A 22,482-nucleotide genomic window follows, 5' to 3' on the forward strand; every position below is an offset into this window, starting at 1 on the left:
AAAGATCGGCCCCCTGCACTCGCATTGCGAGAGCAGGGGGCCGATCTCGTTAACACGGTTCAGCGGACACAGCGCGAGGATTGAAGCATTCCGAGTTTCAGGTCTAGGCTTCAGCTTTGTGACTCACCCAGTGCCCGCTCAACAGCGGGCGTTGCTTCGCCGGATCACACCGGTGAGGCTCATATTTCTCGGCTTCCTCCTGGTCACCGGGATCGGAACAGGCCTGCTGCTGCTCCCCGCGGCCACGGTCGAGGGGGAGCAGACAGACCTCATCCACGCCCTCTTCACCGCCACCTCGGCCCTATGTGTGACCGGCCTGACGGTGTTGGACACCGGGAGCCACTGGTCTGGAATGGGACAGGCCGTCATTCTGGCGCTCATCCAGCTCGGCGGGTTCGGTGTGATGACCTTCGCCACGGTGGTGGGGATGCTCGTTCTGGGCCGCCTCTCCCTGCGCTCAAAGCTCCTTGCCGCTGCAGAAGCGAAGAGTCTCGGACTCGCAGATCTGCGATCGCTGATCCTCGGAATCGTGAAGATCTCTCTGCTCGTGGAAGCGGTGCTGGCACTGATCCTGACCCTGCGCTTCTTCTTCAGCTATGACATGGGTCTCGGCGAGGCTCTCTGGCAGGGCGTCTTTCATTCCGTCTCAGCGTTCAACAACGCCGGATTCTCGCTCTTCAGTGACTCGATGATGGGCTTCGTCTCCGACCCGGTGATATGTTTCGCCCTTTCGGTCGCGATCATCCTGGGAGGCCTGGGCTTCCCGGTCATCCTTCAGCTGCGCCGCAGATTCAGAACCCCTCGACTCTGGTCCATGCATACCCGGATCGTCCTATGGGCCACAGCCGTGCTCCTGCTGGGCGGCACCTGTATGATCCTGGCCCTTGAATGGTCCAATCCGGACACGTTGGGACCCCTGCACTGGTCAGACAAGCTCCTGGCGGGATTCTTCCAATCGGTGCAGACCCGCACGGCAGGATTCAACAGCATCGACATCTCTGCCATGGAACCCACCACATGGCTCGGCATGGATGTGCTGATGTTCATCGGCGGAGCGCCCGCGGGAACCGCCGGCGGCATCAAGGTCACCACCTTCGCGGTGCTGCTGTTCATCGTGTTCGCCGAGCTTCGCGGAGGGGCCGCGGTCAACATCTTTGGCAAGCGACTCTCCCGAGCGGTGCACCGACAGGCGATCGCTGTGGTCCTGCTCGCTGCAGCACTCGTGGTGCTCTCCACCGGCGCGCTGATGCACGTGACCGGTCTCCCACTGGACATGGTCCTCTTCGAAACAGTCTCCGCCTTCGCCACAGTGGGGCTCTCCACCGGCATCACCGCAGACCTCCCGGTCAGCGGTCAGCTGCTCCTGGTGCTGCTCATGTTCATCGGCAGGGTCGGCCCGATCACCTTTGCCTCAGCGCTTGCGCTCCGCGAACGCCGCACCATGTATGAACTGCCCAAGGAAAGGCCCATCATTGGCTAATTTCAAACTCTTCGGAGGAACTGACCCGGGTGACGTCGCCCGCCCCGATTCCGTGGCCGTGATCGGACTGGGCAGGTTCGGGCGCGCCCTGGCGCTCGAGCTGATGGCCCACGGCACCGATGTGCTCGGGATCGACCGTGATGAGAGCGTCGTGCAATCACTGAACGGCAAGCTCACCCACGTGGTGGTTGCTGACGCGACCAACGAGGAGGCGCTGCGGCAGCTGTCCGTGGATGAGTTCGACCATGTTGTGATCTCGATCGCCTCAAACCTCGAGGCCAGCATCCTGGCCACGTCGCTCATGCTGCAGTTCGACATCAACGAACTCTGGGCCAAGGCCGTCAGCGAACCCCACCGGGCGATCCTCGAGCAGCTGGGTGTGCGCCACATCGTCTTCCCTGAACAGGACATGGGTCGCCGGGTGGCACATATGGTCCGCGGAAGTCTGCAGGACTATATCCTCATCGACGAGGACTTCGCGCTGGCCAAGACGATCCCGCACCAGGCGATTCTCGGCAAGGAGCTGGGTGCGCTGGATGTGCGCCGCCGGCACGGTGTGACCATCACGGCGGTGAAGCACGCCGGTGGACGTTGGGAGCCGGCGACGGCGCAGACGGTGCTTTCTGCTGACGACGTCATCCTGGTCTCGGGTCCGGCCAAACAGGCCGAGGGATTCTCACGCCTCCGCTAGTTGTACTCGGCCACGACGTTGTTGACATGTGAAGAGGGCGGAGACCTCTTAGGTTGGTGGTTACCACACGCAGCCAACTGATCTAAGAGGTCTCCTTGTCTCACCGTACCGCCCGCCGCCCTGCGCTGAACCACAACTCCCGGCTGACCCCGCATGGCCGATTTCTGCTGGTCCAACGTGTCGCTGATGGCCAGCCAGCAGCCCACGTCGCGAAGGAACTCGGCATCTCGCGCACTGCGGCCTACCGATGGCTGCGCCGCTACCGCGAAGAGGGCCCCACCGGCCTGGTCGACCGGTCTTCTCGACCACGACGCAGCCCCGGCGCCACCACACCGCAGAGGGTTCAGCAGGTGCTCCACGCACGCCAGCACCACCGGGAAGGCCCCGCAGACCTCTCCGTGCGCACAGGGGTACCGGCCCGCACGATCTCGCGAATCATCGCCCGCGCCGGGTGGCCCCGGCTCTGGGAGCTGGACCCGATCACCGGCGCCAGGATCCGAGCAGGTCGAGCCACCGAACGCCGCTACGAACATGCCAGCCCTGGGGATCTGCTGCATGTGGATGTGAAGAAGATCGGACGCATCCCCGACGGTGGCGGATGGCGAGCAGACCCAGGCCAGACGCGCGAAGTCCACAACACCGGGCGACAGCGGGTGGGTTTCGACTACATCCACGTGGCCGTCGATGATCACTCCCGGCTCGCCTACGCCGAGGCGCTGCCCGATGAGACAGGGCAGACCTGTGCCGACTTCCTGGCCCGGGCGGCGGTGTTCATGGCCGCTCACGGGGCCCCGGTGAAACGAGTGATGACCGATAACGCGATGGCCTATACCCGGTCCCGAGCATTCCAGTCAGTGCTGGGGCGGCTCGGAGCGAAGCATCTGCGGACCAAGCCGAGGCATCCGTGGCAGAACGGAAAGGCGGAGCGGTTCAACCGGACCTTGCAGGAGGGGTGGGCCTATCGGTGCCGCTACACCTCGACAGCTGATCGGACGGCGGCTCTGGGGCCGTGGTTAGACTTCTATAACCACCTGCGCCGACACAGCGCCCTCGGAGGTCATCCGCCCATCACTCGCTGTCAACAAGCTCGTGGCTGAGTACAGCTAGTCGATCCGTCACCGAGAACTCGCGATAGAAGACTGCGACCGGCGCCCCCGTCTCTCCGGAGAGGGACGGGGGCGCGGATCGTGAAGCGCTGAGGTCTCGGTCAGCTGCGCAGCGCCGGGTAGTCGGTGTAGCCGCGCTCTCCGCCCATGTAGAAGGTCGTGGGATCCGGCTCATTCTCCTCCAGGCCGAGCTCCCAGCGGCGGGCGAGGTCCGGGTTGGCGATGACAGAACGGCCCACGCCCACTGCCTCTGCGAGGTCCTCGTCGATGAGTCGGACGGCCTCGTCGCGGGTCGTCTGGACTCCGAAGCCTGAATTGGCGATCAGCGGAGCACCTGAGACTCGGCGGATCATCTGCACGATCTCGGTCGCGGGATCGGCGTTGAGCACATCGATATGGCTCAGGCCCAGGGGTGCAAAACCCTCGGCCATGGCCTGGTACGTGGCCAGCGCGTCCTTGTGGTCCTCCTCCATCGCGCCCTGGATGTTGTGCTGCGGGGAGAGTCGGATCCCTGTGCGGTCTGCACCGATCGCGTCGCTCACCGCTGCAGCGACCTCCACCGAGAGGCGTGCCCGGTTCTCCGGGGATCCGCCGTATTCGTCGGTGCGGATGTTCGACGCCGGAGCGGTGAACTCATGGAGCAGGTAGCCGTTGGCACCATGGAGCTGCACGCCGTCGAAGCCGGCCTCGATCGCGTTGCGCGATGCCTGAGTGAAAGCGGTGATGGTCTGGGCGATCTCATCGACGCTCAGCGCATGGGGCACCGGGTGGGCCGCCTTGCCCTCAGGGGTGCGGATCTCGCCGGGAGCGGCGAGCGCACTGGGGGCGACGACGCGGCCGGTGCCGGAGATGGACTCATGACCGATGCGGCCGCCGTGCATGATCTGGGCGACGATCTTCCCGTCGGCCGCGTGCACCGAATCGGTGACCTTTCGCCATCCGGCGACCTGCTCGGCCGTCTCCAGACCTGGCTGCCCGATCCAGGTGCGACCCTCCATGACGGGGAAGGTGCCCTCGGTGACGATCAGACCGAGCGAGGCACGCTGGGTGTAGTACTGGACCATCAGGTCGTTGGGAACGCCGTCCTGATCGGCGCGGATGCGTGTCAGCGGGGCCATCACGAGTCGATTGCGCAGCTCGATGGCGCCCAGCGACAGCGGGGAGAAGAGCTTGTCCTGCACCTGGCTGGCGGGGGCGGAGGAAGTCATGAAGGCAGGTCCTTTCGGAGGTGGTGACCCGGCAGAGCCAGCAGAGTCATCGAGTCGTGCTGTCCAGACCAACCGCGCAGCGTGGGCGGAGATTCCTGAGCAGGGCCAATGTCACACTGCCGCCGCTATCCTGATGCCATGGAGCCCGTCCAGGACGTCTCAGCAGCCCGTCTGCCGCCGCTGCACGCCGTGCTCAGCCTCCAGGCGGCGCTCACCGGGGACGGGATCGAGAGCGTCGTCGGGGGGTCCGGTCTGTTGGCGAGCCTGGGACTGGTGGAGGAGGTCAACGACTGGGATGTGGTCGTCGACGCTCCGCCGGAGACGGTCGAGGACCTGCTGGATCGGCTCGGTCTGTCCCACCGCCGCAGGGCACGCTCCGGCTTGTTCCGAACCGCTGCGGCTCTGCTGGTCGATGCCGGAGATCACAGCATCGATGTGCTCGTCGGGTTCGCCCTGGACTCTCCGGAAGGTGTGATGGCGATACCTGCGCGGCCGGGCGGACGGTGGAAGGGTCTGCAGATGGCCCGCGCTGAGGACTGGGCCCAGGCCTACGCCCTGATGGGCCGGGCAGAACAGGCAGGCCTGCTCGAGCGCCATCTGGATGACTCATGGTCCCCCCGGCAGGATTCGAACCTGCGACACCCGCTTTAGGAGAGCGGTGCTCTATCCCCTGAGCTACGGAGGGTGGCGCGGCGATCATCGCCGCACATGCCCCGCCTCCCGGCGCGGCACCGGACCATCCTACCTGTGCGGCCGTCGCCGCGGGCCGAAGCGCGGCGCGGGCCGCTCCACTCCCTCACGGATCAGCCCCATCAGGACGGATCCGATCACCACCGCGCCGACGATCAGCAGCAGCGTCCAGCTCGCCACGGTGAATCCTGAGGCCAGGGCGACCATCCCGTCCTCGAGCGGTTCCATGGTGAGGATGTGGTCGATCAGGAAGTTCTCCGCGATGTCGACTACGGCGAAGATGCCAGCACCGGCGAGCACGATCCAGCGGAAGATCCCGCGGCGCATGACCAGTCCCACCACGGCCCAGGAGAAGAGCAGGAAGGAGATCGGAAACAGGATTCCCGCCGTTCGGTGCAGGAAGCTGAGCTGGCCGGTGCCGTCGGAATCCATCACGCTGCGCAGCCGCTCGATGTCCTCCACGGAGTATCCGAACAGGCGAGTGTCAGGCATGGAGAATCCACCGGCGAAATAGTTCATCTGAGGCAGCGCATAGAGGTGCAGATAGGCGAACAGCAGCACCATCACTCCCAGGAGTGAATAGAGCAGCAGATGCGGATTGGAGTCAGCACCCTCGGCGGCGCGCCGATTCGCCGCGCTCAGGTAGCCGTCCTTGACGTCATCCCGGCGCTGCGGGGCCACGGATGCGTCCTGGCCCGCCCGGCGTGCCTCGCGGAACGCTCGCAGCCCCCCGGGCTGGCCCACAGGTCCCGGCTGCACACGCCTGACCGCGGGATTGCCCCGAACCTTCTTGCGCCGCTTGGACATGATCCTCCTGAGGACATCTGCGTGCTTCCAGTCTGGCAGAGGTTCGGGGGATCGGTGCGCTGAATCGGTGTCAGCGCCGCCCCGTAGACTTGGACCACCATGGATTTCCTCTTCACCCCGCCGAAGGCGACGCCCGCCGAGCATTCCTCCAGTGCCGGATCCGCTCCCGATGCAGATGCCGTCGCCGAGCTCAACCCCGAGCAGCAGGCGGCCGTGCTGCACTCCGGATCGCCGCTGCTGATCGTGGCAGGAGCCGGATCGGGCAAGACCCGGGTGCTGACCCGCAGGGTCGTGCACCTGCTGCGCAGCGGTGCGGCGCGTCCGCATGAGATTCTGGCGATCACCTTCACCAATAAGGCCGCACGGGAGATGAAGGACCGCATCGCGGAGATGATCGGGCCCTCGGCCGAGCGGATGTGGATCTCGACCTTCCACTCGTCCTGCGTGCGGATCCTGCGCGCGGAGGCCGCCCATCTGGGCCGGAGGACCACCTTCACGATCTATGACAGCGCAGACTCGCTGCGGCTGATCACCACCATCGCCAAGGCTCATGACCTGGATCCCAAGCGGTTCAGTCCGCGTGCCCTGAAGAACAAGATCTCCGCACTGAAGAACGAGCTCATCGACGCCGATCAGTTCCAGGCCACCGCTGCCCATGAGCCCTTCTCCGAGGCGGTCTCCACGGTCTACCGGGAGTACTCCGAACGCCTCCGCGCGGCCAACGCCTATGACTTCGACGATCTTCTCGCCGAGACCGTCTACATGTTCGATGCCTTTCCGCACCTGCTGGACAACTACCGGCGCCGGTTCCGCCACGTGCTGGTCGACGAGTATCAGGACACCAACCATGCCCAGTACCGGCTCGTCCGCCAGCTCACCGGGCCCGCTCCGGACGGCGCCGAAGCGGCCGCGACGCCGGGAGCGGAGCTGACCGTGGTCGGAGACTCCGACCAGTCCATCTACGCCTTCCGAGGCGCGGACATCCGCAACATCGTGGAGTTCGCACGGGACTACCCGAATGCCACCACGATCAAGCTGGAACAGAACTACCGCTCCACCCAGACCATCCTCAACGCGGCCAATGCGGTGATCTCACAGAATCCCCACCGGACCGAGAAGAAGCTCTGGACCGCTCTGGGCGAGGGGTCTCCGATCGTGCTCCATGTGGCGCCCTCGGAGAACGACGAGGCCGAATGGATCGCGCGCACCATCGATGCTCTGGGCGACTCGGACGGCGTCAGGCCCTCCGACGTCGCCGTCTTCTACCGCACCAATGCGCAGTCGCGCTCGCTGGAGGAGCGACTGATCAACCGCGGCATTCCCTACCGGGTCATCGGCGGCACGCGGTTCTATGACCGCAAGGAGATCAAGGACGCGCTGGCCTACCTGCGTGTGGTCAACAACCCCGACGACGACGTGAACCTGCGCCGCATCCTCAACGAGCCCAAACGGGGAATCGGTGAGCGCGCCGAGGGCGCGGTCGCCACCCTGGCGACCCGGGACCGCACCACCTTCCTCGAGGCGCTGCGCCGGGCGGAATCCGCCCCGGGGATCGCCACCCGCTCGCTCAAGGCCATCGCCTCCTTCGTCCGGATGATCGATGACCTGATCCAGCTGAACCAGGACAGCAGGCCCTCGGTGGTGCTCGAAGCGGTGCTGGAGCAGTCAGGGATGCTCGAGGCCCTTCGTCAGTCCAAGGACCTGCAGGATGAGTCCCGCGCTGACAACCTCGGCGAGCTGGTCGCCGTGGTCAAGGAGTACGAGACCGAGGCGGCCGCGGCCGACGCGCGCCCCGCCGCCCAGGACGAGGAGTCGGTGCTCGAAGCCGAGGCTGGCTCCGCCGTCGGCGACCCCCAGGCCGGTCTGCAGGAGGGCCCCGGGGCCCTGTCCAACTTCCTGGAACAGGTCTCCCTGGTCGCCGATGCCGACGCGATCCCCTCAGCGGGGGACGAGGAGTCTCAGCGTCTCGCGGTGGAACAGGGACAGGTCACTCTGATGACCCTGCACACCGCCAAGGGCCTCGAGTTCCCGGTGGTGTTCCTCACCGGGATGGAGCACGGGATCTTCCCGCACTCGCGCTCCATGTCGGATCCGGACGAGCTCGCCGAGGAACGTCGTCTGGCGTATGTGGGGCTCACCCGGGCGCGCCAGCGCCTCTACCTCTCCCGCGCGGAGTCCCGGCACCTGTGGGGCCAGCACCAGTTCAACCCGCCCAGCCAGTTCCTCGGCGAGATTCCGGAGGAGCTCCTGGAGGTCGACGCCGCCTCATCGGTCTCGCGCGGGCCGCGCTTCGGCTCCGCAGGTTTCGGCTCGGCGGGGTTCGGCGGGTCCATCCAGGGCGGGGCAGGCAGCCTCAGCGGCGGCTGGGGCGCCGGCTCGAACACCTTCGGCTCAGGCGGCTCAGGCGGCTCACGCTCGGGCCCCACGGTCTACGGCGCCGCAGACAGCGAGAAGACATCGTCCTCACTCCCCGGCGCCGCCCGCGGCGCAGCCCCATCTCAGGTGGATCCAGACCGCGAGATGCCCAGCCTCAGCCCCGGCGACAGGGTCAGCCACCAGCGGTTCGGGGCGGGAGAGGTGCTCGCGGTCGAAGGATCCGGTGCCAAGACTGTCGCGAAGGTGAGCTTCGCCGGGTCTGAGAAGAGACTTCTCCTGCGATATGCTCCACTTGAGAAGGTCAGCTGAGCGCTGCGCGTGAAGCGCGCGACGCCGTCGGCCTTCACATGTAGAGATGACTTCGACGCAGAAGGACACACACGTGGACCTGTATGAGTACCAGGCGCGCGATCTCTTCGAGGCACACGGCGTTCCCGTGCTGGCCGGAATCGTGGCGCAGACCCCGGAAGAAGCGAAGGCGGCCGCTGAGAAGATCGGCGGCACCGTCGTTGTCAAAGCTCAGGTAAAGGTCGGAGGCCGCGGCAAGGCCGGCGGCGTCAAGCTTGCCAAGAGCGCCGATGAAGCGCAGCAGCATGCTGAAGCCATTCTGGGCATGGACATCAAGGGGCACACTGTGCACCGCGTGATGATCGCCCAGGGTGCAGACATCGCAGACGAGTACTACTTCTCGATCCTGCTGGACCGAGCCAACCGCAACTACCTCGCCATGTGCTCCAAAGAGGGCGGCGTGGAGATCGAGCAGCTCGCAGAAGAGCGGCCCGAGGCGCTGGCACGGGTCAGCGTCGACCCCAACACCGGCATCGACGCGGCCAAGGCGCTGGAGATCGCGGAGAAGGCTGGTTTCCCCCAGGAACAGCATGAGCAGCTCTCCCACGCCTTCCAGCAGCTGTGGACTGTCTTCTCCAAGGAGGACGCCACCCTGGTGGAGGTGAACCCGCTGGTCAAGACCGGCGAGGGGGAGATCATCGCTCTCGACGGCAAGGTCACCATCGATGAGAACGCCGCGTTCCGCCAGCCGGCGCACGCGGAGCTCGTGGATGAGCAGACCGAGGATCCGTTGGAGGCCAAGGCCAAGGAGAACGACCTCAACTACGTCAAGCTCGACGGCCAGGTCGGCATCATCGGCAACGGCGCCGGACTGGTCATGTCCACCCTGGACGTGGTGGCCTATGCAGGCGAGGCGCACGGCGGCGTGAAGCCCGCCAACTTCCTGGACATCGGCGGCGGCGCCTCGGCTGAGGTCATGGCCAACGGTCTTGACGTCATCCTCGGCGATGACCAGGTCGAGTCCGTCTTCGTCAACGTCTTCGGCGGCATCACCTCCTGTGATGCAGTGGCCAACGGCATCGTCAAGGCCCTGGAGATCCTCGGCGACTCCGCCACCAAGCCGCTCGTGGTCCGCCTCGACGGCAACAACGTGGAGGAGGGGCGCCGCATCCTCGAGTCGGCGAACCACCCGCTGGTCACCACCGCTGACACCATGGACGCCGGCGCCGACAAGGCCGCCGAACTTGCGCACTCCGCGCGGACTGACAAGTAAGGACCTGCTCACACAATGTCTATCTACCTGAACAAGGACTCCAAGGTCATCGTCCAGGGCATCACCGGCGGCGAGGGCACCAAGCACACCGCGCTGATGCTCAAGGCAGGCACGAACATCGTCGGCGGCGTCAATGCTCGCAAGGCGGGCACCACAGTGTCGCACCAGGACAAGGCCGGCAACGCCGTGGAGCTTCCAGTCTTCGAGTCCGTGGCCGAGGCCATGGAGAAGACCGGCGCCGACGTCTCGGTGGCCTTCGTGCCGCCGAAGTTCGCCAAGGATGCTGCTGTGGAAGCCATCGAAGCAGGCATCGGCCTGCTCGTGGTCATCACCGAGGGCATTCCGGTGCAGGACTCGGCCGAGTTCTTCAACCTCTCGCTGACCAAGACCGGTGCCGACGGCAAGCCGGTCACCCGGATCATCGGCCCGAACTGCCCCGGGATCATCACCCCGGGTCAGGCGCTGGCAGGCATCACCCCGTCCAACATCACCGAAGCCGGGCCCATCGGCCTGGTCTCGAAGTCGGGCACGCTGACCTACCAGATGATGTACGAGCTGCGTGACATCGGCTTCTCGACCTCCATCGGCATCGGCGGTGACCCGGTCATCGGCACCACGCACATCGATGCGCTGGAGGCCTTCGAGAACGACCCGGACACCAAGGCCATCGTGATGATCGGTGAGATCGGCGGCGATGCCGAGGAGCGGGCGGCCGAGTACGTCAAGGCCCATGTCACCAAGCCCGTCGTCGGCTACGTGGCAGGCTTCACCGCCCCGGAGGGCAAGACCATGGGCCACGCAGGTGCCATCGTCTCCGGCGGCTCGGGCACTGCCGAGGGCAAGAAGGAAGCCCTGGAAGCCGCCGGCGTGAAGGTCGGCAAGACCCCTTCCGAGACAGCACAGCTGCTGCGCGAGATCTTCAAGGGCTGAACCGCTGATCGTCGTCGATGACGGCGACGAAGCCGCAGCTGCGGGGCCGTTCCTGTTCATCAGGGGCGGCCCCGCACTCGTGCGTGCCGGTGCCGACGAGACCCGGACCGTCCCCGAGGAGGAGCTGCTCAGCCGCCCTCCGAGCCCTCGCCGAGCTCCCGCTCTGGGTGCTCGCCGAAGCGGAAGTGGCGTCCGCTGAGCTCCTCCGCACGGATCCGAACGAAGAAGTCCTTGATCGTGGGGACCCAGGGCTTCAGACCAAGCTCCTCGGCGGACTCCCGCTCGGCGGAGGTCTCCAGCCGGGCGGCCTTGCCGCGCAGCACCACAGACCAGGCCTGGTCCGAGAGGATCCCGTCGGCTTCGAAGACCACGCTCTCATTGACCGCCATCTCCGCGAGCTTGGATCCCGGCGCGGTCCGCAGCACGATGGAGCTCCCCTGGACTGCGCAGTTGACCGGGAAGATGTCGGCGCGTCCGCCGACCACCGTCACCAGACGTCCGTGCTGGGTGCCCTTGAGCAGACTCCAGCACTGTTCTTCGCTGAGCACCAGGACTGGTTCGTTCTCGGGATGTTCGAACATTGCCGTCACCATCTCTCGCTGGTAGTGCACTTCACTGTGCACCTGCGAGTCTAGCGTTCTTCTACACGTCGTAGAAGAGTTGGACCTACGCCACTGTGCCGCCCAGGAGTGAACCCAGCAGGTAGGTCACCGCAGCGGCACCGAGGCCGATGGCCAGCTGGCGCAGCCCGCGCTTGAGCGGAGAGGCGCCGGAGAGCAGGCCCACGGCCGCCCCGGTGGCCAGCAGGGCGAGCCCCACCATGGAACTGGCCAGGATGATCGCCGGGGCGCCCTCCCCGCCGAACAGGTACGGGAGCACGGGGATCAGCGCGCCGACGGCGAAGAAGACGAAGCTGGATCCCGCCGCGGTCCAGGCGGAGCCGACGATCTCGTGAGTCTCCGCAGGTTCGGCCGGATCGTGGGAGAGCTCCGGCCTGCAGTCACAGTCAAAGACTCCCAGGCGCTCCAGCGCGCGGTGTTCGGCGTCACCGGCGCTCATGCCGCGGGCCCGGTAGACCAGGACGAGCTCATTGTGGTCGAAGTCGAGATCGGGGGCGGCCCGCAGCGTGGCCTGCGTGGGCCTGGTGGCGTCGAGCAGCTCGCGCTGGCTGCGCACCGAGACGAACTCCCCGGCGGCCATGGACAGGGCGCCCGCGAGCAGCCCGGCCATGCCGGTCAGCAGAATGACCCCGGAGCCCACGCCGGTGCCACCCATGCCCACGATCAGCGCCAGATTGGAGACCAGTCCGTCATTGGCGCCGAACACCGCGGCGCGAAAGCCTCCGGAGAGCTTCTCCCGGCCGCGGGTCGCCAGGGCGCGCACGACCTCTTCATGGATGGCCTCATCGGCCGCCATCCGGGGGGTCGCGTCATCATCCTGCTCGTAGGGGGAGCCTTCTTCTGCGCGCTGCGCCAGTGCCAGGATGAACACCGAACCAAAGATCCGTGCCATCCAGCCCAGCAGGACCCGGTGTGCGGAGGGGGCCGGCAGTCGCTCCGCATCGGCACCCAGGAGGTCTCGCCAATGCTGCTCGTGGCGCTGCTCCGCCGCGGCGAGGCCGAGCAGGATCTGTCGCTCCTCGCCCTGCTTGCGCTCCGCGAGATCGGTGTAGAGCCTTCTCTCGGCCTGCTCGTCTGCGAGGTACTTCCGCCAGCGCCGGACCTGTCGTGCCGTGGGCGCGGCGGCCGGCGGGCGCGGTCCGCCGGGGGAGTCTGCGGGGTCGGTGGAGCTCATCGGGTTCAGTCTTCCCGAACCATGTGCTCCGAGTCAGGTCTGGACGTCCTGTGACGAAGTTCAGGAATGGCTAAACCGACGACGCCGGGCGCTGGCCTCGCCGATCAGCCGCCGAGCGGCGGGGGAATCCACACCGGGGGCGAGTCCCAGGTAGTCCGGCGCCAGATGATCGGGTTTCAGCCGCCCGGGTGTCATGTCCGGGTGCCCCAGAGCCAGGTAGGTGCCGCCCGCGCGGCGCAGGATGAGCATGCCCGCGGCGATGTCCCAGGGTCTGGTGTCCACCCCGATGACCACATCCGCCCATCCTGCGGCGGCATGGCAGAGCTCCAGGGCGCCGGAGACCACTCGGCGCACCGTGGAGTAGATGCTGACCATCTCGGCGAAGGTGTCGAGGGCCAGCCGTCCCTCCTGGGCCAGCACCTCGGCGGACGGGTAGCTGGTCATCAGGTTCAGCGTCTGTTCGCCGCGCTGGCTCGGCTCCCCGGCGCGCGGGCTCTCCAGGCGGATCTCTGCGTCCCCCGAGAAGAGGTAGGCCCCGTCGTCGTCGGCGGAGAAGGTCAGCCCGTTCACCGGGTCGTGGACCACGCCGGCGATCACCTCGCCCGCGAAGACCGCCGCGATGGAGAGTGAGAACATCGCGAAGCCGTGGACGAAATTGCTGGTGCCGTCGATGGGGTCCACGATCCATTCCAGCGCGCCCGTGCCGCGTGCCCCCTGCTCCTCGCCGGTGACCCGGGAGTCGGGAAACGCCTCGGTCAGCTCCCGAGCCAGCGCGGTCTCCGTGGCCCCGTCGTGGCGGGTGAGCAGGTCATGGCTGCTGCTCTTGGTGGTGACATCCATCCCCGCGGGGGGATTCCGCGCCCGAAACGCCTCCGCAAGGGGCAGTCCGGCCCGCTGCGCTGCGGCTGAGGCGATCAGCCTCAGGACGCGCGGGTCGGGGCGGGACTCGGACTGGTCGGGGAGCGGGCTGTTCTTCGCATGGTTGTTCGGCACCTGTTCACCCTATCCATCGAGGACCGAGGCAGTGTCCCACCCCACAAGCCGGTATGATCGAGCCGATGACGCACCCGGAGCCGACTGAGGTACTTCAGGACACCGCCGCCGTTCGTCGGCACTACAGCGACCGCACCCGGAACAGGGTGATGAAGGCCGAGGACGGCTGGCACCAGTTCCGCCTCGGGCTGGCTCGCCGCCGTGGCCTGAACGTCACCATGCTCTCCATGACCGGCTATGGCTGCCGTCGCTGGGTCAGGATCTTCTCCCGCGTCGTGATGGCCCCGGACTCCGACTTCGAGAACGGTCTTCGCGTCGCCCAGGTGATCGCCGACGGGGTGCGCGGCTGGCGCAACTTCGTCTCCGCCCCGGTGCCCTTCGCAGAGCTCACCGTGGAGGTCGGGGGCAGGGAGTTTCAGGTGGTCGCCGATCGCGGTGGGATCGTCGACGCGGTGATCGAGACCGACCTGGAGCCCGGATGGCAGCAGGTGACCCTGCGCGCAGCGGGGAGCGAGGCCACCGGCGCTGAAGTCCACATCATCGACGACTCGACCCGCACCGGCGTGGTCTGCGACATCGACGACACCGTCGTGGTGACCACCCTCCCACGTCCGCTGCTCGCCGCCTGGAACTCCTTCGTCCTGGACGAGCACGCCCGCACCCCCACACCGGGCATGGCGGTGATGATGGAGCGGCTCATGGTGAACTTCCCCGGGTCCCCGGTCATCTACATCTCCACCGGAGCCTGGAACGTGGCGCAGACCCTGACCCGCTTCCTCACCCGGAACCTGTACCCGCAGGGACCGCTGCTGCTCACCGACTGGGGACCCACGGCCGATCGCTGGTTCCGCTCGGGCAAGGAGCACAAGGTCCAGCAGCTGGAGCGGCTCGCACAGGACTTCCCGGAGATGTCCTGGGTGCTGATCGGTGATGACGGCCAGCATGATCCTGGCATCTACGCCGATTTCGTGCGCCGGCATCCCGAACACGTCACCGCAGTGATCATCCGCGAGCTCACCTATTCGGAGGCGATGCTCGCCGGCGGCCGCGCAGAGGACCCCGTGGGCAACGACCTGCTGAACTACGGGGACCCCGCTGAGCCCGCCGACGCCGTGCAGGTCGCCGGGGAGCGGCGGATCCCCTGGATCTACGGCCCCGATGGCAAGGACATCGCTGCCAAGCTCGCCAAGCACGGTCTGCTCTAGCCTGCTCCAGCCTCGACGGGCAGGCGCAGTCCTGCGTGCGCGCCCGATGCCTCGCCGCGGCGTCCCGTCCGGCTGACGAGTCTGCGGCGACCGGGCACGTTCAGCCGACCGAAGCGGCCTCTGCGGCCGAAGTGCCGGAACGCCGGGGCCTGGTCCGCAGCGACCGCACTCGACGGTTGACCTCCACCGCTCTGGCGTAGTGGCCGATGAGCTCGTTCGAGACCGCCTCCCAGGTGCGTCCCTGCACGCTGGCGCTTGCATCGCGCCCGAAGGCGCTGCGTGCCGAGTCGTCGGAGAGCAGATGTTCGACCGCCGAGCGCATGCCCTGGAGGTCCCCAGGACGGTACAGCCAGCCGGAGCGTCCGACGTCGACCAGGTCCAGCGGACCTCCGCGCCCCACTGCAACCACCGGGACTGCGGCCGCCATGGCCTCCTGGATGGTCTGGCAGAACGTCTCCGCCTCCCCAGGGTGGACGAAGATGTCCAGACTGGCCACGTGGCGTCCCAGCTCATTACCGGACTGGAAGCCCGCGAAGTGCGCCCGCTTCAGACGCCTGCGCAGGGTCTCCTCCAGCGGCCCTGAGCCGATGATCACCAGCCGGGTGCCCGGCAGCGCGTCGAGCACCTCCAGGTCCTCGATCTGCTTCTCAGCGGCGAGGCGGCCGACGAAGCCGATCAGCTTCTCCCCGCTGCCGCTGATCTGGGAACGCAGCTCCGCGCTGCGCCGCGCGGGGGAGAACCGCGCCGTGTCCACGCCGCGCCGCCAGGTCTTCAGCCGCTTGATGCCGCGCCGACCCAGCTGTTCCCGGCAGAAGGAGGAGGGCACCAGCGTCAGCGTGGAGCTCGTGTGCATGCGATCCACGTGCTGCCAGAGCAGCTCGGTCGCCCAGGGCAGCCGGTAGCGGGCCGCGTAGGTGGGGACCTCGGTCTGGTAGATCGAGACCGTCGGGATGCCCAGCGCATCAGCCGCCTGAATGGCGCGCCAGCCGAGCACGAAGGGGGATGCCACGTGCACCACGTCCGGGCCGATCCCGGCGAGCAGGTGGCGGATCCGGGTCACGAAGCCGGCGGCGACCCTGACCTTGGGGTAGTCGGGCAGCGGCAGGGAGGGCACCCGGATGACCGGGAATCCCTCGCACAGCTCACGCCGGGAGCTGTGCACCTCGGCGAGCGGGTTGGTCTCGAACATCGTGTCCGAAGGGGCGATGACGGTGACGTCATCACCGCGGCGGCGCAGATGGGCGAGCACATGAAGCACGGAGTTGGTCACACCGTTCATGTGGGGGAGGAAGGATTCGGTCACCACGACGACTCTCACACCCTCAGCATGCCCAGCTCGAGCGAGCAACCGTCGTCGCCACCGTGGCCGGCCTGTGAACAGTGCGGAAACCTTCCCCGCGCACCGGATAGGGTGAGCTGGTGGAAATACTGATCCCTGCCGCCGTCGTCGGCCTGGTCCTGCTCGCCGCCGTCATCCAGCGTCTGGTGGGGCTCGGCTTCGGCATGGTCATGGCTCCGTTCCTGGTGGTGCTCATCGGAGCCCATGAGGGAGTCATGCTGGTGAACTTCCTGAGCATCTTCGCGCCGATGCTGGTGCTGCCGCGCATCTGGAGCGAGATCGAGTGGCGCAAGGTGGTGTGGGTGGGGCTGCCGGCTCTGGCGGTCATGCCGCTGGCCGCCTGGGTGTCGGTGAACTCCCCCTCGGGTCCGCTCTACGTGGTCGTCGCCGCCCTGGTCATCACGGGACTGATCACCTCCATGCTGCTGAGCCGGATCACGTTTGAGGCCGACGGAGCCACCACGCGGGTGTTCGCCGGGGTGGGAGCCGGGGCCGGGACCGTGATCGCCGGTGTCGGGGGGCCCGCCATGACGATCTATGCCGTGGTCGCCCGCTGGCCGGTGATGGCCATGGTCGCGACGCTGCAGCCGATCTGGATCCTGCTGTCGATGGGCTCCTTCGGGATCAAATGGGCCTTCGACGACGGTGCGCTCCCGGGACTGCCCGGATGGGCCTGGGCCGGCTCCGTGGCGGCGATCATCGGCGGGATCTTCATCGGAGAATGGCTCCAGCGCCGCATCGACGAGGCGCTGGTCCGTCGGCTCGTGCTGATCCTCGCGTTCCTCGGGTCCATCATGGCCCTGATCACGGGTCTGCGACTCATGCTCGGCTGAGGCCTGTTGCTCCGGGCGAAGACCCGAACCTGCTGAGATCATAGGACCGATGGCCTCCACCGACACCGACCCCCGCAGCCCGGCGAGCTCCGCCGCGGCGACGTCCGAATCTGCACCCCGCCGGCGCCGGTTCGCCCTGCCCACACCTCCGCTGTGGCTGGTGGGCCTGGCCGAGGCAGTGCAGATCCTGATCGTCACGACCCTGATGGTGGGCCTGCCCGTTCTGGCGATGAGCCTCGCCGGGGGCTTCACGCAGACCGGCATCGCCTTCGTGCTGAGCCTCGCTGCGCAGTCCTGGCTGGTGATCCATGGGATCCCCGTGGAGCTGGTGGTGACCCTTGATCCGGGCGCGCTGGGTGGGGCGCTGGACGTGCCCGGCGGCGGCTGGTTCCATCTGGTGCCCCTGGGCCTGACCCTGATCCCGCTGTGGCTCGGGTGGCGCGCCGGCGGCAGGATCGCCCGCGGGTCCTATTCGGACCAGCTGTGGCAGGGCCTGCTGCCCCTGGTGCTCGGCTACGGGGCCGGCGGGGCGGGCATCGCCTGGGTGGCCCAGGCCGAGAGCCTTCACGTGATGCCCCTGGTGGCGGGCCTGTGCGCCGGGCTGCTGATGGGACTGGCGGCGCTCGCGGGATGCTACGCCGAGGCGCGCAGCGCCGCGCGCATGATCGGAATGGACCTGGAGGCCCGCATCGAGGAGCTCTCGCAGCAGCTGCGCTGGGCCGGCTCCTATGCCTGGGCCGTGGCGCGCGCCGGACTGGTCGGATTCATCGCGGCACTGGGGCTCGCGGCGCTGTTGCTGACCGCTCAGCTGGGTGCCCGGTGGATGGAGATCGCCAATGTCTACGAGCAGCTGAATCCGGGTCTCTTCGGCGTCCTGGGGCTGACGCTGCTGCATGTGGGGCTTGCCCCGAACCTTGTGCTCTGGGCGCTGGCCTACTCCACCGGCTCCGGGTTCGCCCTGGGCTCCGGGACCCTGGTCTCCCCCTGGGGCGTGGAGCTGGGCGCCGTGCCCGCAGTGCCGGTGCTGGCGGCACTTCCCAGCGCGGAGCACCCATACGGGCTGGCGGTGCTCGCCGTTCCGGTGCTCGCCGGCGTCGTGGCCGGCTGGTGGCTCATGCGTGAGGGGGAGAATCACCTCGACGACTGGTTCGCTCTGCGGATCTCCTGGCGGCCACTCTCGGCCGCTCTCTCCACGCTGGTCCTGGGGGTGCTCACCGGACTGGTCGCCGCGGCCCTCGCGGTGGGACCGCTCTGGCTCTCCCACATCTCGCTGGGCGTGGGCAGGATGACCGACATCGGTCCGCACGCGCTGCTCAGCGCGGCGATGCTGGGCGCGTGGGTCTCACTCGGCGCCGTGCTCGGCTATGGGATCTCCCTGGGGGCACAGCGCGCGAGGCGCCGTCCCTCCCGCGCCCACTGACGCCCGGCAGGCTCGCCAGGTCCCGCACTCTCGGCAGACTGAGGCTCGGCAGGCTCCGCAACTCTTGGCAGGCTCAGCGCCCGAGCCCGGGCACGGAGTTGAGCATTCCGTCCTCGTACTCGACCAGACAGCGGTCCATCGATCGCTCGGTCAGGGCGCCGTCGCGGCACTGCTCGAACTCCACCGTCGCCTGCCAGAAGATCGCCTGGGTGGTGGCGGTGAAGGTGAAGAGCCCGCAGGAGAGCAGGACCAGGATCGCACTGATGTGCATCATGATCGGGAGGCGCCGGCGCAGGCACTGCACGAGCAGGACGATCCCGCCGACGATCCCGGCCAGCCCGGCCGCCACCGCGAGCAGGCGCCAGGGGAGCGGCAGCTGGAGTCCCAGGTAGCTCAGCAGCAGAGCGAGCACCAGCCATCCGGTGAAGCGACCGTAGAAGCGGAACGTCTTCTCATCGAGATCGGCGGAGCGCGGCCTGGCGGGCGGAGTCATGCTCATGGTCCACCACCCTATCCGGGCTCATGAGCGGCGACGGACCGCGGAGTCGGCGCGGACCCGAAGTAGGGTGTCAGGCATGCGCATAGTGGTCCTGGTCTCCGGTTCGGGGACGAATCTCCAAGCCGTCATCGACGCCGTGCAGGCGGGCACCCTTGATCTCGAGATCGCCGCCGTGGGCTCAGACATTCCTGGCTGCGGAGGAGTCCGGCGCGCACAGGACGCGGGCATCCCCACGTTCGAGGTGCCGCTGGTCAAGGGCGGCGACCGAGCCGAGTGGAACCGTGCGCTCTGCGCGGCAGTGCAGGTGCACGCCCCGGACCTCGTGGTCTCCAGCGGATTCATGCGGATTCTGGGGGCCGAGTTCCTCGAAGGTGTTGCGGCGCCGATCATCAACACCCACCCCGCACTGCTGCCCAGCTTTCCCGGTGCCCATGCCGTCCGCGATGCCCTGGCCCACGGGGTCAGGATCACCGGGTGCACGGTGCACCGGGTCGATGCCGGGGTGGACACCGGCCCCATCATCGCGCAGGAGGCCGTTCCGGTTCTCGAGGCAGATGATCAGGACTCGCTTCACGTGCGCATCAAAGTCGCTGAGCGCAGACTGCTGGTGCAGACGCTGCGCAGCATCGCGGCCGGAGGCCTCAGCCTCGGCTAGCTCCCCCGTAGGGGTTCTCGTCCGAGTCCGGTGACCGCTCCCCGGAGCCCTGGCCGTGTGCTCCTGAACCATAGGGCCCGGAGCCATGAGGGCCGGGGTTGTAGGGTCCGGGGTTATAGCCCCCGGGACTCTGAGCTCCCGGGCTGTACGGGTCCGACCCGTAGGGGCCGGGGTTGTGAGGCGCCGGCTGCCACTGCTGCTGGCCCCCTCCGGGGTAGACGCCCGGGCCCCGCGGATCTCCATAGGGACCCGCTCCACGTGCCTGGTCCTTCCAAGCCTTGCGACTGCGCACATAGGCATTGCTGGCAGGCAGCCACAGCGCGAGGATCGCTGCCAGGCTGAGTCCGGTGACGATCAGGTACACGGGGCCGAAGATGATCATGAAGACGCTGCCGGCGAGGAAGATCGTGGCGAGGATGCGGCCCACGTTGCCGGTCATGGTCCCCACAAAGGCAAAGAGCGTGTACAGCGCAGCCAGCAGGATGCCGCCGAAGAGCGCCAGCACGCCGACGGCGTAGAGCATGTCCTCCACTGTGAGCTCCTCGCCGCCGGTTCCCGCGGCCCCCTGCTGCGCCTGGGTGTCCTCGATGACCTCGGACCACATGGGATCCACATCCTGGGGGTTGGCTGAGGCGAAGTCGAGGAAGCTGAAGATGCTCAGAGCCAGTGCGGCCGCACCTGCCAGCAGCATCAGCACCATGGCGAGGATGAGCGTGACCGGCCGACGGGGCTTCTGCTGGGCGGCGAACCGGTCACCGGATGGACTGCCGTAGCCCCCCGGATGACTGCCGCCCCGGCTCTGGAGCTCACCTGGGTGCTGACCTGGCTGCTGGCCTGGGTACGGACCCTGCGGAGCACCGTAGCCGGACTGACCCTCGTAGCCGGACGGCGTGCCGGGACCGCGCGGGCTGCCGTAGCCAGGCTGTGTCCCGTAGCCCTGCGACTGACCGTATCGGGAGGAGTCGCCCGAGCCCGAGGGGGCGCCGTAGCCGGCGGCGGCCCCCTGGGACGAGGACTCATCGGCGGCGGGGGGCGGAGACTGATGTCCGGGCTCTCCCGGCGGCGGGTTCCGCTGTCCCCAGCGCGGCTGCTCGGGCGGCCGGTTCTCCTCAGGTGTGCTGCTCATGAAAGTTTCCTCCTCCGCGCTCGAGATCGGCTGAACACATCTGCTGCGCTCAACGGGCCCCTGCGCTGCCGGTCTGTTCTCCGCTCTACTGTATCGGCGGCGGACGGCCGACCCCACCCCCTGCGCTCCTGCGCCCAGCAGAGCGTTCCTCCGCGACAGCAGACTGGGCTCCTCCGCCACAGAAGTGGGGGTCGCTGCGGAAACTCTGCAAGACTGATCACTATGGAACGTCGCGACACGAAGGATCTGCGCCGCTCGGCGCAGTCGGTCTCCACGGTGCACCTGGTGCGCCACGGAGAGGTCCACAACCCGGAGAAGGTCCTCTATGGACGTCTTCCCGGGTTCGGGCTCTCCGAGCTCGGCCAGCAGATGGCCACGGGCATCGCAGAGCACTTCCAGGAGCGGGCGGCCGCCGGACGACCTGTGCACCTGCTGGCGGCCTCGCCGCTGCAGCGCGCCCAGGAGACCGTCGCGCCCATCTCGGAGCGGCTCGGTCTTCCGGTCACAGTGGAGGATCGGGTGCTGGAGGCGGAGAACGCCTTCGAGGGACTCTCCGAGATCAAGCGCCAGCTCAGGAACCCGCGGCGGTGGCCGCTGCTGGTCAACCCCCTGCGTCCCTCCTGGGGTGAGCCCTACACCTCGCAGGTGAGGCGTGTGCTCGCCGCGGTGAAGGACCTCTCGGATCAGGCGGTGGCAGAGCACGGTGAAGGAGCCGAGGTTGTCATCGTCTCGCACCAGCTGCCCATCTGGGTGACCCGGCTGTGGGCCGAGGGGCGCCCGCTGTGGCATGACCCGCGTGACCGCAAATGTACGCTGACCTCGGTGACCTCCCTGCACCTGGGCCATGCTGGAGTGGAGTCCGTGAGCTACGCCGAACCCAACCACGAGCTTCTCCAGCACGCGGCCAACCTCCCCGGAGCCTGAGAGTCCGTGCCCGCGGCGGGAAGTCACGGTCTCTGTGACTTCTGGCTCCGCAGACAGTTCTACGGACTGTAGAATTAGCACTCGGCTGACCCTGGCTCCCTCTTCAGATCTGGACACCGCAGCGCATGACCGTCTCCATTGATCGACCCGCACAGACCCCGCGCCTCCGGGTGCTCGCCGCAGTGGCACTCGCCTCCCTCCTGACCCTCACCGGATGCAGCTCCGGCAACGATGAGCTTGCCCAGCGCGCGCAGAACGACGGCAGCAACTACGTGGCCGGCGACGGCTCGGTGCAGGAGATCGCCCCGGCGGAACGTGGCGAGCCCGTGCAGTTCGAGTCCACCCTCTTCGACGGCTCATCGGTGAGCCCGCAGCGCTGGGAGGGCGAGGTCACCGTGATCAACTTCTGGTACGCCGCCTGTGCCCCCTGCCGGGTGGAGGCTCCCGACCTGGCCGATCTCCATGAGGAGTTCAGCCCAGAAGGCGTGCAGTTCTACGGTGTGAACACCCGAGACACCCAGCCCACGGCGGAGGCCTTCGAGCGGAACTTCGGGATCGAGTATCCCTCGATGGAGGACCGCGACGGTGAGGTGATGCTCGCCATGACCGACTACGTTCCACCCTCGGCGGTGCCCACCACGCTGGTCTTGGACAAGCACGGCCGCGTCTCTGCCCGCATCCTCGGTGTCGCAGAGCCGGGGACCCTCAGCGCGCTGATCCGCACGGCGCAGGAGGAGGACCCCAGCTCGAACCAGAGCCAGGACGACGACGCGGCGGCCTCCGCGGCTGCACCGGATGCGCTCTCTGCCGCGCCGACCGCCACATCGACCGTCACGCGGACAGGG

Annotated in this window: 20 protein-coding genes, 1 tRNA gene and 1 pseudogene; 12 read left to right on the forward strand and 10 right to left on the reverse strand. The window is 67.7% G+C overall.

Annotated elements, in window-relative coordinates:
- The first annotated feature begins 118 nt into the window (after positions 1–118).
- The 3 genes from H4W27_RS00255 to H4W27_RS00265 all read left to right on the forward strand — a co-directional run bounded on the left by H4W27_RS00255 (position 119) and on the right by H4W27_RS00265 (position 3,268).
- On the forward strand, positions 119–1,480 hold the full coding sequence (locus H4W27_RS00255) for a TrkH family potassium uptake protein (protein ID WP_318782044.1): 1,362 nt from the start codon (positions 119–121) through the stop codon (positions 1,478–1,480).
- Positions 1,473–2,171 carry a potassium channel family protein gene (locus H4W27_RS00260; protein ID WP_225938954.1) on the forward strand — a complete coding sequence of 233 codons (699 nt, stop codon included), beginning with the start codon at positions 1,473–1,475 and terminating at the stop codon, positions 2,169–2,171. Before H4W27_RS00255 ends, H4W27_RS00260 begins: the two co-directional genes overlap by 8 nt.
- A 125-nt stretch (positions 2,172–2,296) precedes the next feature.
- A complete protein-coding gene (locus H4W27_RS00265) occupies positions 2,297–3,268 on the forward strand; it encodes an IS481 family transposase (protein WP_192596337.1) in 972 nt (323 codons plus the stop codon).
- Between the two features lie 110 nt (positions 3,269–3,378).
- Here the strand turns inward: H4W27_RS00265 and H4W27_RS00270 are convergent, their stop codons facing one another.
- The 4 genes from H4W27_RS00270 to H4W27_RS00285 all read right to left on the reverse strand — a co-directional run bounded on the left by H4W27_RS00270 (position 3,379) and on the right by H4W27_RS00285 (position 5,982).
- Positions 3,379–4,485, reverse strand: a complete 1,107-nt coding sequence (locus H4W27_RS00270) for an alkene reductase (RefSeq protein ID WP_192594157.1) — start codon at positions 4,483–4,485, stop codon at positions 3,379–3,381.
- A gap of 159 nt (positions 4,486–4,644) precedes the next feature.
- The gene (locus H4W27_RS00275; RefSeq protein WP_192594158.1) at positions 4,645–5,082 is read right to left on the reverse strand and encodes a hypothetical protein; all 438 of its coding nucleotides are present in this window, start codon (positions 5,080–5,082) and stop codon (positions 4,645–4,647) included.
- A 12-nt stretch (positions 5,083–5,094) separates the two neighbouring features.
- Positions 5,095–5,170, reverse strand: a tRNA-Arg gene (locus H4W27_RS00280).
- Between the two features lie 56 nt (positions 5,171–5,226).
- Positions 5,227–5,982 carry a hypothetical protein gene (locus tag H4W27_RS00285; protein ID WP_192594159.1) on the reverse strand — a complete coding sequence of 252 codons (756 nt, stop codon included), beginning with the start codon at positions 5,980–5,982 and terminating at the stop codon, positions 5,227–5,229.
- A gap of 99 nt (positions 5,983–6,081) precedes the next feature.
- Between H4W27_RS00285 and H4W27_RS00290 the strand changes: the two genes are divergently transcribed.
- The 3 genes from H4W27_RS00290 to sucD all read left to right on the forward strand — a co-directional run bounded on the left by H4W27_RS00290 (position 6,082) and on the right by sucD (position 10,849).
- Positions 6,082–8,667: an ATP-dependent helicase gene (locus H4W27_RS00290; protein WP_192594160.1), complete on the forward strand. Its 2,586-nt coding sequence runs from the start codon at positions 6,082–6,084 to the stop codon at positions 8,665–8,667.
- Positions 8,668–8,740: 73 nt separating this feature from the next.
- The gene (gene sucC / locus H4W27_RS00295; protein ID WP_192596338.1) at positions 8,741–9,919 is read left to right on the forward strand and encodes an ADP-forming succinate--CoA ligase subunit beta; all 1,179 of its coding nucleotides are present in this window, start codon (positions 8,741–8,743) and stop codon (positions 9,917–9,919) included.
- Positions 9,920–9,934: 15 nt separating this feature from the next.
- Entirely contained in the window at positions 9,935–10,849 is a 915-nt protein-coding gene (sucD, locus tag H4W27_RS00300) for a succinate--CoA ligase subunit alpha (RefSeq protein WP_192594161.1), read from the forward strand.
- Positions 10,850–10,977: 128 nt separating this feature from the next.
- On the opposite strand, the gene H4W27_RS00305 is transcribed toward sucD, so the two are convergent.
- From H4W27_RS00305 to H4W27_RS00315, 3 genes are all read right to left on the reverse strand, one after another.
- Complete coding sequence (locus H4W27_RS00305; protein ID WP_192594162.1) at positions 10,978–11,430, reverse strand: pyridoxamine 5'-phosphate oxidase family protein; 453 nt, start codon at positions 11,428–11,430, stop codon at positions 10,978–10,980.
- A gap of 85 nt (positions 11,431–11,515) precedes the next feature.
- Positions 11,516–12,643: a VIT1/CCC1 transporter family protein gene (locus H4W27_RS00310; RefSeq protein ID WP_192594163.1), complete on the reverse strand. Its 1,128-nt coding sequence runs from the start codon at positions 12,641–12,643 to the stop codon at positions 11,516–11,518.
- Between the two features lie 60 nt (positions 12,644–12,703).
- Entirely contained in the window at positions 12,704–13,636 is a 933-nt protein-coding gene (locus H4W27_RS00315) for an inositol monophosphatase family protein (RefSeq protein ID WP_192594164.1), read from the reverse strand.
- Positions 13,637–13,701: 65 nt separating this feature from the next.
- Here H4W27_RS00315 and H4W27_RS00320 point away from each other — a divergent pair, with 65 nt between their 5' ends.
- Positions 13,702–14,841 carry an App1 family protein gene (locus tag H4W27_RS00320; protein WP_192594165.1) on the forward strand — a complete coding sequence of 380 codons (1,140 nt, stop codon included), beginning with the start codon at positions 13,702–13,704 and terminating at the stop codon, positions 14,839–14,841.
- Positions 14,842–14,941: 100 nt separating this feature from the next.
- On the opposite strand, the gene H4W27_RS00325 is transcribed toward H4W27_RS00320, so the two are convergent.
- Complete coding sequence (locus H4W27_RS00325; protein ID WP_192594166.1) at positions 14,942–16,159, reverse strand: glycosyltransferase family 4 protein; 1,218 nt, start codon at positions 16,157–16,159, stop codon at positions 14,942–14,944.
- Positions 16,160–16,260: 101 nt separating this feature from the next.
- On the opposite strand from H4W27_RS00325, the gene H4W27_RS00330 reads away from it, so the two are divergent.
- On the forward strand, positions 16,261–17,013 hold the full coding sequence (locus tag H4W27_RS00330) for a TSUP family transporter (protein ID WP_192594167.1): 753 nt from the start codon (positions 16,261–16,263) through the stop codon (positions 17,011–17,013).
- Between the two features lie 49 nt (positions 17,014–17,062).
- The gene (locus H4W27_RS00335) at positions 17,063–18,433 is read left to right on the forward strand and encodes a cell division protein PerM (RefSeq protein WP_192594168.1); all 1,371 of its coding nucleotides are present in this window, start codon (positions 17,063–17,065) and stop codon (positions 18,431–18,433) included.
- A gap of 73 nt (positions 18,434–18,506) precedes the next feature.
- On the opposite strand, the gene H4W27_RS00340 is transcribed toward H4W27_RS00335, so the two are convergent.
- The gene (locus tag H4W27_RS00340; RefSeq protein ID WP_192594169.1) at positions 18,507–18,932 is read right to left on the reverse strand and encodes a hypothetical protein; all 426 of its coding nucleotides are present in this window, start codon (positions 18,930–18,932) and stop codon (positions 18,507–18,509) included.
- 76 nt (positions 18,933–19,008) lie between these two features.
- Here H4W27_RS00340 and purN point away from each other — a divergent pair, with 76 nt between their 5' ends.
- Positions 19,009–19,587, forward strand: coding sequence for a phosphoribosylglycinamide formyltransferase (gene purN / locus H4W27_RS00345; RefSeq protein ID WP_192594170.1), 579 nt, complete (start codon positions 19,009–19,011; stop codon positions 19,585–19,587).
- Here purN and H4W27_RS00350 read toward each other — a convergent pair.
- The gene (locus tag H4W27_RS00350; protein WP_192594171.1) at positions 19,574–20,713 is read right to left on the reverse strand and encodes a hypothetical protein; all 1,140 of its coding nucleotides are present in this window, start codon (positions 20,711–20,713) and stop codon (positions 19,574–19,576) included. The genes purN and H4W27_RS00350 overlap by 14 nt on opposite strands.
- Positions 20,714–20,935: 222 nt before the next feature.
- Here H4W27_RS00350 and H4W27_RS00355 point away from each other — a divergent pair, with 222 nt between their 5' ends.
- Positions 20,936–21,637 carry a histidine phosphatase family protein gene (locus H4W27_RS00355; RefSeq protein WP_192594172.1) on the forward strand — a complete coding sequence of 234 codons (702 nt, stop codon included), beginning with the start codon at positions 20,936–20,938 and terminating at the stop codon, positions 21,635–21,637.
- Positions 21,638–21,762: 125 nt separating this feature from the next.
- A pseudogene (locus tag H4W27_RS00360) lies at positions 21,763–22,374 on the forward strand (TlpA family protein disulfide reductase); the annotation flags it as partial.
- Positions 22,375–22,482 lie beyond the last annotated feature (108 nt).

The sequence above is a fragment of the Nesterenkonia lutea genome (genome assembly GCF_014873955.1).
Lineage (GTDB): Bacteria > Actinomycetota > Actinomycetes > Actinomycetales > Micrococcaceae > Nesterenkonia > Nesterenkonia lutea.